The organism is Sphingomonas suaedae (assembly GCF_007833215.1).
In the GTDB taxonomy this organism is placed as follows: domain Bacteria; phylum Pseudomonadota; class Alphaproteobacteria; order Sphingomonadales; family Sphingomonadaceae; genus Sphingomonas; species Sphingomonas suaedae.
In genome coordinates, this window is sequence record NZ_CP042239.1 from 2,596,512 (window position 1) to 2,612,752 (window position 16,241).

General features: G+C 64.4%; 9 protein-coding genes, 1 tRNA gene and 1 pseudogene. 2 read left to right on the forward strand and 9 right to left on the reverse strand.

Annotation, left to right across the window (positions count from 1 at the left end; translation table 11 throughout):
• Positions 1–146 precede the first annotated feature (146 nt).
• The 8 genes and pseudogenes from FPZ54_RS12345 to FPZ54_RS12380 form a co-directional block, all read right to left on the reverse strand.
• Positions 147–848 carry an SDR family NAD(P)-dependent oxidoreductase gene (locus tag FPZ54_RS12345; protein ID WP_145847615.1) on the reverse strand — a complete coding sequence of 234 codons (702 nt, stop codon included), beginning with the start codon at positions 846–848 and terminating at the stop codon, positions 147–149.
• Entirely contained in the window at positions 845–1,513 is a 669-nt protein-coding gene (locus FPZ54_RS12350; RefSeq protein WP_145847617.1) for a glutathione S-transferase family protein, read from the reverse strand. Before FPZ54_RS12350 ends, FPZ54_RS12345 begins: the two co-directional genes overlap by 4 nt.
• Positions 1,514–1,737: 224 nt before the next feature.
• Complete coding sequence (gltB, locus tag FPZ54_RS12355; RefSeq protein WP_145847619.1) at positions 1,738–6,264, reverse strand: glutamate synthase large subunit; 4,527 nt, start codon at positions 6,262–6,264, stop codon at positions 1,738–1,740.
• On the reverse strand, positions 6,242–6,877 hold the full coding sequence (locus tag FPZ54_RS12360; protein ID WP_186456754.1) for a DUF2059 domain-containing protein: 636 nt from the start codon (positions 6,875–6,877) through the stop codon (positions 6,242–6,244). Before FPZ54_RS12360 ends, gltB begins: the two co-directional genes overlap by 23 nt.
• On the reverse strand, positions 6,874–7,413 hold the full coding sequence (locus FPZ54_RS12365; RefSeq protein ID WP_145847624.1) for a DUF2059 domain-containing protein: 540 nt from the start codon (positions 7,411–7,413) through the stop codon (positions 6,874–6,876). Before FPZ54_RS12365 ends, FPZ54_RS12360 begins: the two co-directional genes overlap by 4 nt.
• A pseudogene (locus FPZ54_RS12370) lies at positions 7,410–8,880 on the reverse strand (NAD(P)-dependent oxidoreductase). The gene FPZ54_RS12365 and the pseudogene FPZ54_RS12370 overlap by 4 nt, the downstream one beginning before the upstream one ends.
• Positions 8,881–9,021: 141 nt before the next feature.
• A complete protein-coding gene (locus FPZ54_RS12375; RefSeq protein ID WP_145847626.1) occupies positions 9,022–9,822 on the reverse strand; it encodes an undecaprenyl-diphosphate phosphatase in 801 nt (266 codons plus the stop codon).
• Positions 9,823–9,881: 59 nt separating this feature from the next.
• Entirely contained in the window at positions 9,882–10,811 is a 930-nt protein-coding gene (locus FPZ54_RS12380; protein ID WP_145847628.1) for a complex I NDUFA9 subunit family protein, read from the reverse strand.
• Between the two features lie 124 nt (positions 10,812–10,935).
• On the opposite strand from FPZ54_RS12380, the gene FPZ54_RS12385 reads away from it, so the two are divergent.
• A tRNA-Leu gene (locus tag FPZ54_RS12385) sits at positions 10,936–11,022 on the forward strand.
• A 227-nt stretch (positions 11,023–11,249) separates the two neighbouring features.
• Complete coding sequence (locus tag FPZ54_RS12390; RefSeq protein WP_145849796.1) at positions 11,250–12,530, forward strand: tyrosine-type recombinase/integrase; 1,281 nt, start codon at positions 11,250–11,252, stop codon at positions 12,528–12,530.
• A 455-nt stretch (positions 12,531–12,985) separates the two neighbouring features.
• On the opposite strand, the gene FPZ54_RS12395 is transcribed toward FPZ54_RS12390, so the two are convergent.
• Positions 12,986–15,718, reverse strand: coding sequence for an Hsp70 family protein (locus FPZ54_RS12395; RefSeq protein ID WP_145847629.1), 2,733 nt, complete (start codon positions 15,716–15,718; stop codon positions 12,986–12,988).
• Positions 15,719–16,241 lie beyond the last annotated feature (523 nt).

Here is a 16,241-nt window from a genome sequence, read left to right on the forward strand (position 1 = left end):
GGCCGGAGTGCGATTGGGCTGACGTTAGCCGTTCCCCGGCGCAGGCCGGGGTCCAGTGGCGAAATGTTTCGGATGGCGGGATACCGCCTCTTGCTCCGTCGATACTGGACCCCGGCCTGCGCCGGGGAACAGAGCGATGAAGCGGTCTAGGCCGGAATCTCCGCCCCGTCCCAGGCGAAGCATTTGCCGCTGTCGCCGGGCTTCAGTGCCTCGATCACGTCGAGCAGCTGGAGCGCCGCGCGGTCGGGGGCGAACAATTTGCCCGGCGCGACCGTGCCGCGGAACGGCTCCGACAGCTTGGTGTCGACCGTGCCGGGGTGGAGGCCGACGACGATCGACCGGTCGTTGCGGCGCGCGGCGTCGATCGCGAAGTTGCGGATCAGCATGTTGAGCGCCGCCTTCGACGCGCGATAGCCGTGCCAGCCGCCCAGCCGATTGTCGGTAATGCTGCCGACACGCGCCGACAGCGCGGCGAACACCGGGGTGCCGGTGCGCGGCATCAGCGGCAGGAAATGCTTGGCGACCAGCGCCGGGCCGATCGTGTTGATCGCGAAGACGCGCGCCAGCCAGTCGGGGTCGAGGTCGCGCAGCGCCTTTTCCGGCCCGCGCTCGCCCTCCTCCAAGATGCCGGTCGCGACCAGCATCAGCGACGGCGCGGGGCCGGAGGCGACGCGCGCGGCGGCGGCTTCGATGCTCGCCTCGTCGGTCAGGTCGAGATGCCCGTCCCCGGCCAGCGACCGGCCGAAGCGCCAGACCCGGGCGTGGCTGTCCTCTTCGTCGAGCGCATCGGCGAACGCTCCGCCGATCCCCCCACTCGCGCCGATGACCACCGCGCTGGCGGCACTCACAGGTCGAGCTTTTCGTAATCCGGCGGCGGGTTGATCCCCTCCATCCGCTCGGCGAGCAGCGGGCGGAAGCTCGGGCGGCTCTTCATGCCGACATACCAGCGCTTGGCCTGTTCGTGGCTCTTCCAGTCGATTCCGCCGAGATAGTCGGCGACGCTGATCTGTGCGGCGGCGGCAAGGTCGGCGAGGCTCATTGTCGCGCCGCCCAGCCAGGTGCGGTGATCGAGCAGGAAATCGATATAGTCGAGATGCGCGACCGCGGCCTTCATCGCCTCGCGCAGCGCGCCGCTGTCGGGCGTGGCGCGGTGGACGATGCGCTTGATCATGCGTTCGTTGAGCAGCGGCCCGGTGATGTCGCGGAAGAACTGGTTGTCGAACCAGCTGACCAGGCGGCGGATTTCGGCACGGTCGGCGGCGGTGCCGTTGAGCAGGGCGGCCTTGCTCACCGTCTCCTCGAAAAACTCGCAGATCGCGACCGAGTCGATGAGGACGACGCCGCGATCGTCGGCCATGACGGGGACCTGCCCCGCCGGGTTCATGTCGAGAAATTCGTCGCGCCGCGCCCAGGGCGATTCGCGGACGGGTTCGTAGCCGACGCCCTTTTCACCGAGTACGAGCCGCACCTTGCGCGAGAAGGGGCACAGCGGGAATTGGTAGAGTTGCCACATGGCGATGGCTTTAGGCGCGGGTGGCGGGGGGCGGCAAGCGGTCGCATCAAATTCCTCCCCTGAGCCTGGTCAGGGGAGGGGGACCGCCGCCCAAGGCGGTGGTGGAGGAGCGGCCGCGTAGACGACCGTGAACAGCTCGGCAAAACTCCGCCCTCTACGGGGCGGCCCCTCCGTCAGCGCTGCGCGCTGCCACCTCCCCCAGCAAGCTGGGGGAGGAATTGGACCTACTCCGCCGCGATCATCTCCACGCTGTCATCCAGCGGATGCGCCAGCCGCGTCAGCATTTCCTTTGGCACCACCTGCCAGAAATGGCCGCGCACGCGCTCCCAATCCTCGATCAGCCCGCCGGACCATTTGCTGTCGGTCGCTTCGGCGTGATCGGCGACGAGGTTCTTGAGCACCGCTTCCCAATGCAGCGAGGACAGGCGCTGCCACACGATGCTGTCGCCATTGGCGCGGCTCTCGAACGTGCCGCTCTCGTCGTAGATGAAGGCCATGCCACCGGTCATGCCCGCGCCGAAATTGGCGCCGACCTGTCCCAGCACCACCGCGACGCCGCCGGTCATGTACTCGCAGCCATTGGCGCCGCAGCCTTCGACCACGACCTGCGCGCCCGAGTTGCGGACCGCGAAGCGCTCGCCCGCCTGGCCTGCGGCAAACAGGCGACCGCTGGTCGCGCCGTAGAGCACGGTGTTGCCGATGATGGTATTGTCCTGGCTGGCGAGCGGCGAGCTGACCAGCGGGCGGACGATGATCGTGCCGCCGGACAGGCCCTTGCCGACATAGTCGTTGGCGTCGCCGAACACCTCCAGCGTCACGCCCTTGCACAGGAACGCGCCCAAGGACTGGCCGGCCGATCCGCGCAGACGGATCTCGACATGGCCGTCGTTCAGTTTCGACATACCGAACGTCTTGGTGATCTCGCTCGACAGCCGCGTGCCGACCGCGCGGTGGGTGTTGCGGACATTATAGGCGAGCTGCATCTTCTCGCCGCGCTCGAACACCGCCTTTGCGTCGGCGATGATCTGCGCGTCGAGGCTGTCCGGCACCGCGTTGCGGAAAGTGTTGAGGCTGAAGCGCCGCTCGCTCTCGTCCGCGTCGACCTTGGCGAGGATCGGGTTGAGATCGAGGTCGTCGAGATGCTCGGCGCCGCGGCTGACCTGGCGCAGCAATTCGGTGCGGCCGATCACCTCGTCGAGGCTCTTGCAGCCCAATTTGGCGAGGATCTCGCGCACTTCCTCGGCGATGAAGGTCATCAGGTTGATGACCTTTTCGGGCGTGCCGACGAACTTCTGGCGCAGCCGCTCATCCTGCGTGCAGACGCCGACCGGGCAGGTGTTGCTGTGGCACTGGCGCACCATGATGCAGCCCATCGCGACGAGGCTGAGCGTGCCGATGCCGAATTCCTCGGCGCCCAGGATCGCGGCGATGACGATGTCGCGCCCGGTCTTGAGGCCGCCGTCGGTGCGCAGCCGCACGCGGCCGCGCAGGCCGTTGAGGGTCAGCGTCTGGTTGACCTCGCTCAGTCCCATTTCCCAAGGCGTGCCGGCATATTTGACGCTGGTCTGGGGCGAGGCGCCGGTGCCGCCGACATGGCCGGCGATCAGGATGACGTCGGCATGGGCCTTCGCGACGCCCGCCGCGACGGTGCCGATGCCCGCCGAGCTAACCAGCTTGACGCACACGCGCGCACGCGGGTTGATCTGCTTGAGGTCGTAGATGAGCTGCGCCAGATCCTCGATCGAATAGATGTCGTGGTGCGGCGGCGGCGAGATCAGCATGACGCCGGGGGTCGAGTGGCGCAGCTTCGCGATGAACTCGGTCACCTTGAAGCCGGGCAGTTGCCCGCCCTCGCCGGGCTTGGCGCCCTGCGCGACCTTGATCTCGACCTCGTCGCACGCGCCGAGATATTCGGCGGTGACGCCGAAGCGCCCGCTCGCGATCTGCTTGATCGTCGAGTTGGCGTTGTCGCCATTGGCATAGGGTTTGTAGCGGATCGAATCCTCACCGCCCTCGCCCGACACCGCCTTGGCGCCGATGCGGTTCATCGCGATCGCGAGCGTTTCGTGCGCCTCGGGCGATAGTGCGCCGAGCGACATGCCCGGCGTTACGAAGCGCTTGCGGATTTCGGTGATCGCCTCGACCTGGTCGAGCGCCACGCCTTCGGCCGGGAAGTTGAATTCGAGCAGGTCGCGCAGATAGACCGGGGGCAGGTCGCGTACGCCGCGCGCGAACTGCAGATAGGTCGAATAGCTGTCGGTCGACACCGCGGTCTGCAGCGTGTGCATCAGCTGCGCGCTGTACGCATGGGTCTCCCCGCCATGGCGCTGGCGATAGAAGCCGCCGATGGGAAGCGTCGCCACCGCGCTGTCGAACGCCGCATCGTGGCGCAGCATGGCGCTGAGATGCAGCGAGGCATAGCCCTCGCCCGAGATCTTCGCGGGCATACCCGGGAAGAAATCGTTGACCAGCGCGCGGGACAGGCCGACCGCTTCGAAATTATAGCCACCGCGATAGCTGGAGATCACCGCGATCCCCATTTTCGAGATGATCTTGAGCAGCCCTTCCTCGATCGCCTTGCGATGGTTGGCGAGGCACTGGTCGAGGGTCAGGTCGCCGAACAGTCCCCGGCTGTGGCGATCGACGATCGCCGCCTCGGTCAGATAGGCATTCACCGTCGTCGCGCCGACGCCGATCAGCACCGCATAATAATGGGTGTCGAGGCATTCGGCGGTGCGGATGTTGACGCTGGCGTAACTGCGCAGCCCCTTGCGGACGAGATGGGTGTGGACCGCAGCGGCGGCGAGCACCCCGGCGATGGCGACCCGGTCGGGGCCGACATTCTCGTCGGTCAGGAAAATCTCGGTCTTGCCGGCGCGCACCGCCTGTTCCGCCTGAAGGCGGATGTCGGCGATCGCCGCGCGCAGCGTCTCCGGCCCGCCGCCAGCGGGGAAGGTGGTGTCGATGATCGCGGTCTGCGCGCCGAAATAGGCGGTCAGCCGCGCCCAGTCGGCATTGGTCAGCACCGGGCTTTCGAGCACCAGCACCTTGGTTGCGGTCTGGGCGGTGTCGAGGATGTTGGCGAGATTGCCGAACCGCGTCTTGAGCGACATCACATGCCGCTCGCGCAGGCTGTCGATCGGCGGGTTGGTCACCTGGCTGAAATTCTGGCGGAAGAACTGGCTGATCAGCCGCGGCTTGTCGCTGATGACGGCGAGCGGGGTGTCGTCGCCCATCGACCCCACCGCCTCCTTGGCGTCGGTCGCCATCGGCGAGAGGATCAGCTCCATATCCTCGAGCGTCTGCCCCGCGGCGACCTGACGGCGGGTTAGTTCGGCGCGGTCGAACTTCGGCCCGGCCTCCCCCGCCTGGGGCAGGTCTTCGATGCCGATGAACTCACCGATCATCGCGGCATAATCATATTCGCCCGCGATCCGGTCCTTGGCCTCGCGGTCGGTGTAGAAACGGCCTTCCTCCAGATCGACCGCGATCATCTCGCCCGGCCCCAGCCGCCCCTTGGCCACCACCGTCGCCTCGGAAATCTGGACCATGCCGGTTTCGGAGCCGACCACGAGCAGCCCGTCGGAGGTGCGCGTGTAGCGCAGCGGGCGCAGCGCGTTGCGATCGACGCCCGCGACGGCCCAGCGCCCGTCGGTCATCGCCAGCGCCGCCGGGCCGTCCCACGGCTCCATCACGCTGGCGAGATATTTGTACATGGCGAGATGCGATTCGGGCATCCCGTCCAGCGCCTGCCACGCTTCGGGCACCAGCATCAGCTTGGCGGTCGGCGCGTCGCGGCCCGAGCGGCAGATCGCCTCGAACACCGCGTCGAGCGCGGCGGTGTCGGACGCGCCCGCCGGGATCACCGGCTTGATATCTTCCGAATGCTCGCCGAACGCGGTCGCCGCCATCTTGATCTCGTGGCTGAGCATCCAGTTCTTGTTGCCGCGGATCGTGTTGATCTCGCCATTATGGGCGAGGCAGCGGAACGGCTGGGCCAGCCACCATTGCGGGAAGGTGTTGGTCGAATAGCGCTGGTGAAAGATCGCGACGCGGCTGACGAAGCGATCGTCACGCAGGTCGGGGTAGAATTCGCTGAGCGATTCGGCGAGGAACAGCCCCTTGTAGATGATCGAGCGGCACGACAGCGAGCAGATGTAGAAGCCGCTGATCTGCGCGGCGATGATCCGCTTCTCGATGCGGCGACGCACGAGATAGAGGTTCTTCTCGAATTCCTCCTCCGATGCTTCGTCGGGCAGCGGCCCGGCGATCATGATCTGCTCGATCTCCGGCCGGGTCGCCTGCGCCTTCATGCCGATGACCGACACATCGACCGGCACCTGGCGCCAGCCATAGATGGTATAGCCCGCCTCGATGATCGCGCTTTCGACGATCGTGCGGCACGCCTCCTGCGCGCCGAGATCGACGCGCGGCATGAAGATCATGCCGACCGCGAGCCGGTTGGGCAGCACGCGATGGCCGCTGGCGAGCACGGCATCGTCGAAGAAGCGCAGCGGCAGATCGACATGCAGCCCCGCGCCGTCGCCGGTCTTGCCATCGGCATCGACCGCGCCGCGATGCCAGACCGCCTTCAGCGCATCGATCGCGCCCTGAACCACGCGGCGCGACGGCTGACCGTCGATCGCCGCGACCATGCCGACGCCACAGGCATCGCCCTCGAATTCGGGGCGGTACATGCCTTCACGGGCGAGGCGTTCGTGCTCGGTTTCAGGAGTTGCCTGATGCGTCATCTTCGGATTCCAGAATGGGCTTGAGGTCATCGAGCAGTCGGCGCACTTCGCTCGACTGCCGTTGTTGCGCGCGGGAGAAATGGGCCGCCTGCCATGCCGCGATCCCCGGATCGCTGAACAGCTGAGTCCCCGATTGCAGGAACCGGGCGCCCGTCGGGGTGCGCACAAAGGCTTCGATCTCCGTCAGTTCGGCCAGGTTGAACCGCTTGGCATAGGCGCCCGCGATCGCTTCGATCATCTCCGGCGCGCTGTCCTTGAGATCCTCCAGCGCAAGCGTCTTCTGACGGGTGATGAAGTCGGCGAACACGGCTGCGGCGGCGGGCTTTTCCTGAAGCACCTCCGACAGCCCCGGATTGCCCTGCATCATGCCGGACATCAGGTTCGCCATCATCGCGTCCAGCATCTGCGCGAACATCGCATCGCGCTGTTCGGTCGGCATCGTCTGTTCGACGATGTTGCGCGCCTTCACCAACCGCGCGGGATCGACCGCCTCAGTCGCCCTGGCGGTTGCCGACTGAGGCGCGGCCAATGCCGCCGGGGCGAAGAGCGCCGCCGCGGCTGCGAGCGCGAACAACATTGCGCCGCGCGATGGAGGACCAAAGCTGATCGTCACTCCGCCGTCCCCGCATTGAGCTCGGCCTCGGCGCGGGTGATCGCTTTGGGCGTCGCGACCATGCCGACCTCGATCCCGATGCGCTGATTGGCCTTGGTCAGCTTTTCCTGGAGCATCGGTTGCTGCGCGACATATTTGGCGCCCGCGCCGCTGCCAAAGAAGCGCGCGAGCTCGTCGAGCTCGGCGGCGGTGAAGGCGATTGCATATTCGCGTGCTATTTCGCGGACCATCCGTGCCTTCTGTGCGCGAAAGGCAGCGAGATATTCCTCCGCCAGGATCGCCTTGACCCGTTCCTTGCGGGCATAGTCGCCCTTGGTCAGCGCCTCCATCATCTCGCGCGTCGTCTGACTCGCCTCAAGCTGCGCGACCGCGTTCTGCGCCATCGCCGGGGCCGAGATCACGAAAATCTGTTCGAACTGAGCCTCGACGCCCATCACCGTCATCAGTCGCTCGGCCGCAGGGAGGGCGGCGGGGTCGGTCTGGGCGGTGGCGGGCAGAGTGAACGCCAGCGTGGTGGCGAGGACGATGCGGATCATGCGGCCTCCCGTTCCCGGCGGGCGACCCCGGCGGCCTTTTGCGCCTTGAGCCAGGCGTGCATCCGTTCGCTGACGTCGCGGCCGTCGCGGATCGCCTGGACGACCAGGCTGGCGCCCTTGACGATGTCCCCCGCGCCGAACACGCCGTCGAGGTTCGACATCATCGTGCGCGAATCCGTCCGCACCGTGCCCCAGCGGGTGACGCCCAGTTCCGGCGCATCGAACAGCACCGGCAGATCCTCCGCGTCGAAGCCCAATGCCTTGATCACCAGATCGGCGGGCACGTCGAACCGCGAACCTGGATCGGGCTCGGGGGCGCGGCGGCCGCTCGCATCGGGGGCGCCAAGGCGCATACCGACCGCCTTGACCGCGCTCACCTGCCCGCCGCCATCGCCATTGGCTTCAAATGCTTCGGGCGCGGAGAGCCAGACGAACTCGACACCCTCTTCCTCCGCATTGGCGGTCTCGCGCTGGCTGCCCGGCATATTGGCGCGGTCACGGCGATAGAGGCATTTCACGCTCGCTGCGCCCTGGCGGATCGCGGTGCGCACGCAATCCATCGCGGTGTCGCCGCCGCCGATCACGACGACATTCTTGCCCGCGGCATCGAGGCGGCCATCCTCGAATGCCGGGACGCTATCGCCGAACCCCTTGCGGTTCGACGCAATGAGATAGTCGAGCGCATCGACCACGCCCTTTGCGCCCACGCCCGGCGCCTTGATCGCGCGCGGCTTGTACACGCCGGTCGCGATCAGGATCGCGTCATGCTTCTGGCGCAGCTGCTCGAGCGTCGCGTCCTTGCCGACCTCGAAGCCGAGATGGAAGACGATGCCGCCATCGGCCAGACGCTGGGTACGGCGCGTGACGACGTGCTTTTCCAGCTTGAAGCCGGGAATGCCATAGGTGAGCAGCCCGCCCGCGCGATCGTGCCGGTCATAGACATGCACGTCATAGCCAAGCACGCGCAGATATTCCGCCGCGGTGAGCCCCGCAGGCCCGGCGCCGATCACGCCGACCGACTGCCCGCGCGCAGGCCCGGGCTGCAGTGGCTCGACCCAGCCTTTTTCCCAGGCGGTGTCGGTGATGAATTTCTCCACCGATCCGATGGTGATCGCGCCATGGCCGGAAAATTCGACCACGCAATTGCCCTCGCACAGGCGATCCTGCGGGCAGATGCGGCCGCAGATCTCGGGCATGGTCGAGGTGGCGTTGGACAGCTCATAGGCTTCGCGCAGCCGCCCCCTCCGCCGTCAGCCGCAGCCAATCGGGGATATGGTTGTGCAGCGGGCAGTGGACCGAGCAATAGGGCACGCCGCATTGCGAGCAGCGCCCCGCCTGTTCCTCCGCGCTGGGCGGGGCGTAGCGCTCCGCGATCTCGTGGAAATCCTGCGCGCGCAGATCGGGCGGGCGCTTGTCCGGAAACGCCTGCCCGCGATCGACGAATTGAAGCATCACATCCTTTGCCATGCCGCGCGCATGACAGAAATGCAGCCCGGAGTCACGCGCAAACCAGCAAATAGGGCAGCACTACTTACTTATATAATGATGGTTGGGTCGATGTCAGACAGGGATGCGCAATATCGTTACAACTATATGTCCGAAACGGCCTTATCGTCCCATAAGCCAGGCGAGGGCAGCGACCCCGACGATAATGCGATACCAGGCAAAGGGCGCGAAGCCGAAGCGGCCGACCACTTTGACGAACGCCTTCACCACCAGCAGCGCGACGACAAACGACACCGCCAGCCCGATGGCGATCCCCGACAGATCGTCGAAGCTGAGCAGGTCGCGGTCCTTGTAGAGCGAATAGACGGTGGCCCCGGCCATTGTCGGCACCGCGAGGAAGAAGCTGAACTCCGCCGCGGTCTTGCGCTCGACCCCCATCAACAGCGCGCCCATGATCGTCGCACCCGAACGGCTGACCCCGGGGATCATTGCGATGCACTGGACCAGCCCGATCGCAACTGCAGTGGGGAGCGGCATCGTCTCGATCCGCTCGACCTTCACTGTCTTCACCATCCGCTCGATCAGCAGGATCGCGATGCCGCCGACGATCAGCGCGACCGCGACCGTCATCGGCGACTGGATCAGCTGGCGGATCCCTTCATAGGCGACCGCGCCGATCAGCATCGCGGGCAGGAAACCGATCAGGATGTTGCGGGTGAACCAGATCGCCTCGCGCTCCCCACGCAGCACGCCCATGCCGACGCCCCAGAAGCGCCACCAATAGGCAACCAGCACCGCCAGGATCGCGCCCAGCTGGATCGCGACCTTGAACGCCACCGAGCTCTCGCCGGTAAAGCCGAGCAGCTCGCCCGCCAGGATCAGATGCCCGGTCGAGGAGACGGGCAGGAACTCGGTCAGCCCCTCGATGATGCCCAGGATGATATAGGTGACGATGTCGCTCATGGCGCGGCTCCTCCGCCGGGCGCGGCCGGCCGTTCACTTGTTCCGGGAAAGAGCCGGAGTCAGGCGTGGCGCGCGTCGGCGAAGCGGCCATGTTTGCGATACTGGACCAGCCAGCCGGGCGCGACCGCGCCGAGCGGGGTCGGCGTGATGCCGAATGCGGCCAGCCCTTCGCCGGTCGCGACATTATCCTGCTGCAGCATCAACCACTGGTCCCAGCTGATCGGTGCGCCGGGCAGGAAGCCCAGCGTGGCGATTCCGGCGCCGACGAAGTCCGGCAGTTCGACCACCGGCTTGTCGCGCCCGATCGCGCCGAGCAGCCAGCGATGGAACTGGGTGAAGGTCAGCGCGTCGGGCCCGCCGATCTCGATCGTCTGCCCCCCGAAGTGCTCCGGATCGGCGAGTGCACGGGTCACTGCCTGCGCGACATCGGCGACCCAGACCGGCTGGATGCGCGTGAGGCCCTTGAGCACCGGCACGAAGGGGAACGCGGCGGCCATCGCCGCGAAGCGGTTCACGAACGCGTCCTCGCGGCCGAACACGATGCTGGGGCGCAGGATCGTCGCATTCGGGAAGGCGGCACGGACCTGCGCCTCGCCCTCGCCCTTCGACCGGCCATAGGCGGAGGGGGAGTCGGGGTCGGCGCCGATCGCCGACAGCTGTACGAAGGCCGTCGCGTCCACCGCCGCAGCCGCGCGCGCGGCATTGCCGGCGCCATCCGCGTTGATCGCCTGCATTGCGCTGCCGAACACGCCGGCCAGGTTCACCACCGAATCCGACCCGGCGAGCGCGCGTTCGAGCGATTCGGGGCGGGTCACGTCGACCGCGGCGAACTGCGTCTGGCCAAGCCCGCCCAGCGGCTTCAGGAACCAGGCGCCGCGCGGATCGCGCTGCGCGACGCGCACCCGCGCACCAGCCTTGAGCAGCGCCTGCACGACATAGCGCCCGACAAATCCGCCGCCGCCGATCACGCTTACCAGCCTGTCCTTCATCGCGCCCTCAAACCATGGTCGTATCCGGCCTCCCCCATGCCGCGCGCGCGGCCAAACCGCAACCATGCGAAACATCGGTTGACAGCCCCCGCCCACCTACCCTAGTGGCGCCCGCCTACCCCGTGCCCAGATGGCGGAATTGGTAGACGCACCAGCTTCAGGTGCTGGCGGTCGCAAGGCCGTGGAGGTTCGAGTCCTCTTCTGGGCACCATTTCCCTGTCTCAGGGCATCCCAGCACATCGACAAAAACGGCAGAAATCTGCCACTTTTGCTCGGTTCTGTGCGAAAATGTCCGACCGGGTTCCAGTCGATCCCAGGGCCATAAGGGCCACAAACGGGGCCTAAAGTGGCCCGGGAAAATTGATGGCCCGGTGGGCCATTTCGACCGAGAAAATGGTCGCCATCCGAACAGAACCGATCAAATCGGGAGTTTGGGTTATGGCTCTGAAAGATATGGAAATCCGCGCTCTTCAGCCGAGGGAGCGCATCTACAAGAAGGCCGACGAACGTGGCCTGTACATCGAGGTGCATCCGAGCGGCTCGAAGCTCTGGCGCTTCAAGTACGGCTACCTTGGCAAGGACAAGCGTCTGGCGTTTGGCCGCTACCCAGAGGTCACTCTGGCGGAGGCCAGACAGAAACGCGACGAAGCCCGGCAGAAGCTGCGTGATGGCATCGACCCGCTTGCAGAACGCAAGCGCGAGAAGCTCATGGCCCACTACAAAGCGGCCAATACCTTTGGCGACGTGGCCCGGGAATATATTCAGAAAATGGTTGCAGAAGGTCGGGCCGAGAACACGACGGCAAAGACCGAGTGGCTGCTCGAGCAGCTTCGGCCACTTTGCAGCCAACCGATCGCGGAGCTGAAGCCAATCGACGTCCTCGCCGCACTGAAGCGAATCGAAGCAAAGGGTAAGCTCGAGACGGCCCGGCGCTGTCGCTCATTTGCCGGTCGCGTCTTCCGCTTTGGCGTCGCAACTGGCCGGGCAGAGGGAGACCCGACCTCCCTGCTTCGCGGCGCACTGATTACTCCCAAGACGACACATCATGCCGCAATCCTCGATCCTGCAGCGTTTGGAGAGCTATTGCGCGCGATCGACGCCTATCCTGGCCACCGGATCACGCGGCTGGCGGCGCAGATCTCACCCCATGTGATGGCCCGCCCGGGCGAAATCCGACAGGCCGAATGGGCCGAAATCGACTTCGTCAATTCCGTCTGGCGGATTCCTGCCACGAGGATGAAGATGCGACGGCCGCATTCGATCCCCCTATCGCGTCAGGTTAAGGCGTATCTCTCGGAGTTGTACGAACTGACCGGGCCGGACGGATATATCTTCCCGGCGTTCCACACCTCTCGACGACCGCTGAGCGAGAACACGGTCAATCAGGCATTTCGGCGCATGGGCTATGCCGATGGCGAGGTCACCGCGCATGGGCTGCGCACCACCGCATCCACCCTGCTTAACGAAAGCGGCAAGTGGAACCCGGACGCGATTGAGCGCTCGCTCGCGCACGCGGACAAGGACGCGGTACGCGGCACCTATAATCGCGGCGCCTATTGGGACGAGCGTGTCGCCATGCACCAGTGGTGGAGCGACTATCTCGATGAACTGCGTGACGGACCGGCGGGAGAGCACGTCCCTGCGGCCCCCACCCCTTGCCGGGATAGCCTTCGGAGCATCGCTTTGCGATCGTCCCGAAAGAAGGTGCGAGCGGGATGAGCGATCCGGTGGAGATAGGGTTACAAAGCGCTTCGGACTGTCATTGATCCCCTCTGAGCCTTTGGATACCCAGTCGGAAGCTACGACCCCCGTAGCATAAACGGCCGGAACTGGGCCGTCAGGCGACGGTCTGGCCACGGGCGAACCACGCGGAAAGCAGACATTCCGATGAGCAAATAGCTTTGCCGGGTCTCGATCAGAGCCGGTCGTTTACGGCTCAAGGCGGATGTTGCCGGTTTTGAGGCTCTTGCCGTCCAAGTTATTGAAGGACTGCCGGGTCAGAAGGGTCAGTCCCGTCTTCGACATCGTGCGTCAGGATTCCAGGCAATCGATACTTGTGCCCTTGGAAGCAGCGCCGTGTCACTGAACAGGTCGAGTGCTAACCGCTTGGGGCACTGGACGAGGTTATAAAGCGTCGAGGCGCTGATAGGCTGTTGCATGCGAGAATTGTCCGCTCAGGGATTATGAGAGGTCAGGGTTAAGCCTTCGATCAGATGGCCGTCTTGATCGCTGGCGCGCATGACAGACACGTGCTCATGAATCTCTCCGTATTCGCCGTCAGGTGTGATGGTCAGGCCTTGGGAGATCTGTGTCGATTTGAACGAGAAGAGGCCGCGCTTGTCGGTGTCAAATTCGAACATGTCTATGGCCAGAGTGTCGAGCGGATTTCGCTGGAGACCCCAAAAATACAGGGGGCTGAGCAGCAACGCACGGCCACCTGCCGGATCAACCAGATAAACCAGCTCATCAGAAAAGGAGACTGGGCCTTCATAGGCTAGGACGTCGACAAACGTCTGGGAAGCGCCGTGCAATACTCTGAAGATGCCGGCGTAGGAACCGGAACGGAATCGCTTTGCGACGACCCCTTCAAAGACGCCCAGGTGCTTGCCCGCAAAGATGCGGGCAACATGGTTTGCCAGCAGGCCGAGAAAGCTGACCCAATCCACATTCTGCTGCCGACCATGCTTGTCAGAATTCAGGCCCTCGATGCATTGGTCAATTTGCTCAACGTTTTCCGGCTTGAGCAGACCTTGCAACGGCGCCGAGAAGTTCAGGTTTGCAGCTTTTCCGCCGAGGCAGCCCTTGATCAATGCCCAGAGCGGGCCGGCCGAGCGTTGCGTATATCCCTTGAACACCGCGCCAGTGGTTGCCTTACATGAGCATGCATCCATATAAGCGACATAGGCCGCGAGGGTAAGCAATGCCTCAGCAGCCTCGCGCCCCTTCTGAGGACGACGATGTGAATCGATCTCCGAAATGAAGCGGGCCAGCGGAGCAGCGGCAGGATAGGGCAACTCGGACAGGAGTTCGCTGAGCTCACGCCATTCGGCTGATCGGGCCCTTTCCTGGATCATTTGTACGTCGTTTGAATCGACGATCGAGCACGCCGAGGCGCTGGTCCCGAAGTCGAAACCCAGATAGGTCGAACCGCCAACCTCGTCAGATGCAAAGGTCATGTCGATGTGGAATGGTCGGCCTTCGGCAGTCACACCGCCGGAGCGGTCGTTTCGGCCGTAAATGAAGCGTGGTGTCGCGGTGCCGTCCGCTCGCACCGTGAGTTCTACTTCAATTGCGCTCTGAAACCGAGCGTTCTTCGGCGTCGACGCCCGCGTGTCGACAATGTTGTGACGCGCTTCGAGATCATCGGGGTCGAATGACGAGCGCATGAAGAAATATTCTAGCAACTGGCGCGGAGGATGGCCGAGCCTGACCTTCCAGAGCAAGGGTTTGTCGACCAGTCCGCGCAAGCTTCTGGCTGAGGGCAGCAGTACACCATCATCGAATTGCGCCTGACCGCCGGCAGCCAGAATGGACGTGACCGGCTTTGCGGGTTTGACTTCCAGCTCGCCGCCGTCAGAGCGCAGAGCGAGGCACAGACGATTGTAAGTCACTGCGCGAAAATCGCCCTGGCCCTCGGTGTAGAAGCGGCGCGCACATTCGGTTGCCAGGCCCTTGGCAACGATTTCCTGGAAGTTTTCGCTCAGCTGAAGGATCTCGGCATGGGGAAGATCGCTCTTCCCGAGGTCGCGGTCGAGCAGCTTCGCCAGCCAGCGAATGTTCGATGATCCTCCGGACAGCAGGACCACGGATATTTCCTGTCCCTTGAGGTCCTTGGCCGCGCGATCGATGGTCTTCTTGATCGCATCACGCAGCTTGTTCCTCCACACCTCGTTCTCAAAGGTCTGGCGCAGCATTCCGGCATCGAGCTTGAGGCTGGCCATGCTCGAGCTCGGGTCGTATGGGTTCGTCGGCACGGAAAGCGGAAACGGGGCCAGCCCCGAGAGGTTGGCCTCCAGACTCCAGTTGGCGATCGAATTGCACACGGAAAGCTTGGCGCTTTCAACTGCGCTGAGCAGCCGCTTGTAATGCCGGTAAAACGTCTGCTGCTTTTCAGCCAACTGAGCGAGGGCGTCGGGAGCTTTAGTCCGGTCAGCCAGCTCTAGTGATTTGCGGACATCCGCCCTGATGTCCTTGTTGACAGCGGTCATAAGGAGTTGGGCTGCGATCAAGCGATTGATGAAGAACCCGCCGATCTGAATGGACTTGGCGCTGAGGGGACGCGAATTCGTCCCGCTTTGACTGACATCGCCTGACTTAGCGGTCTCGATAACCGAGATGTCAAAGGTGCCGCCCCCGAAATCGAGGACGAGGGCAATGTGTTTACGCTGCTCGGCAATTGCAGGATGGCGCAGGCCGTATCGGTAGTACTGGAAGACGGCGAACGGTTCGGGGAGGAAGTCAATCTGCTCGAAACGGCCATGCAGGACCCGGCGAATGGCGCGGCGATAATTCGAAAGCCAGCTTTCTTCGGCCATGTTGCTCCCGCTGAGTGCCAACGGTTCTGCGATGAGGATAGACTTGGGCAGGGGCCTGCCCTGCTGCTCCAGTCCCTGATTCACCTTGGCAAGAAATTCGCGAAAGAAATCCTGCACAATGCCCGCCACAGTTGATCTGGGGGCATGGAACGACTGTGTGGTGCGCTTGGTCACGGCATCCGGATCGTGCTGCCCGAGCTCGATCTTAAAATCTTCAAGCAAATGTTCAGGAGAATGGCAGAGTTCGCGTGCTTCGTGACCGATGTGTGCGCGCCGCTCGCTGTCGTAATAAATCGCGGTCGGAACGACATTGCGGCCGTCGATCTGGACAAGACCGACTGACGAAATGAACGGCAGCTTCTTGGTCGACAAAGAAAATTCCCCCTCGCTGCAGGCATTCAGCACGAGAGGGGGTGACGAGTCTACATTTCCAGCGTTCGTACCTACTCAGAGAAGATGCGAGGTGGCAGATGGTAAATACGTTGCCGCGCAAAGCCTTGCATTCTGCTGTAGCTTGTTCGCCATCTTCAAGCCCCAGTCCCGCAAGGTTTGCCCTTCCCACGATCGATGCTGAAGTGGCCAAGTCGCAGAAGCCATTCGAAAGTGAGGATGATCACTGGAATCCTGATGTTGAGATCACCTGGATCCAGCCGCCCCGCGAGATCGACGGAATAGATGTCTGGGCACTGGATGGCGCGGAGTCGCCCAGCTGCTGACCGCTCGTGGGCCAGGTGCGGACTGACAGCTTCCGGCCACTTCAAAGCGAAAGTAGACATGCTCGCCATCTTCAAACGCAGTCCCAAAATTCAGTTGTAAGCGAGCGGGTGGAGCTGGGCGGCAGACCATGGGCAGCGGCCGTGGCAAGCAGAACTTTGGCGGAAACTATCTCCGCCAC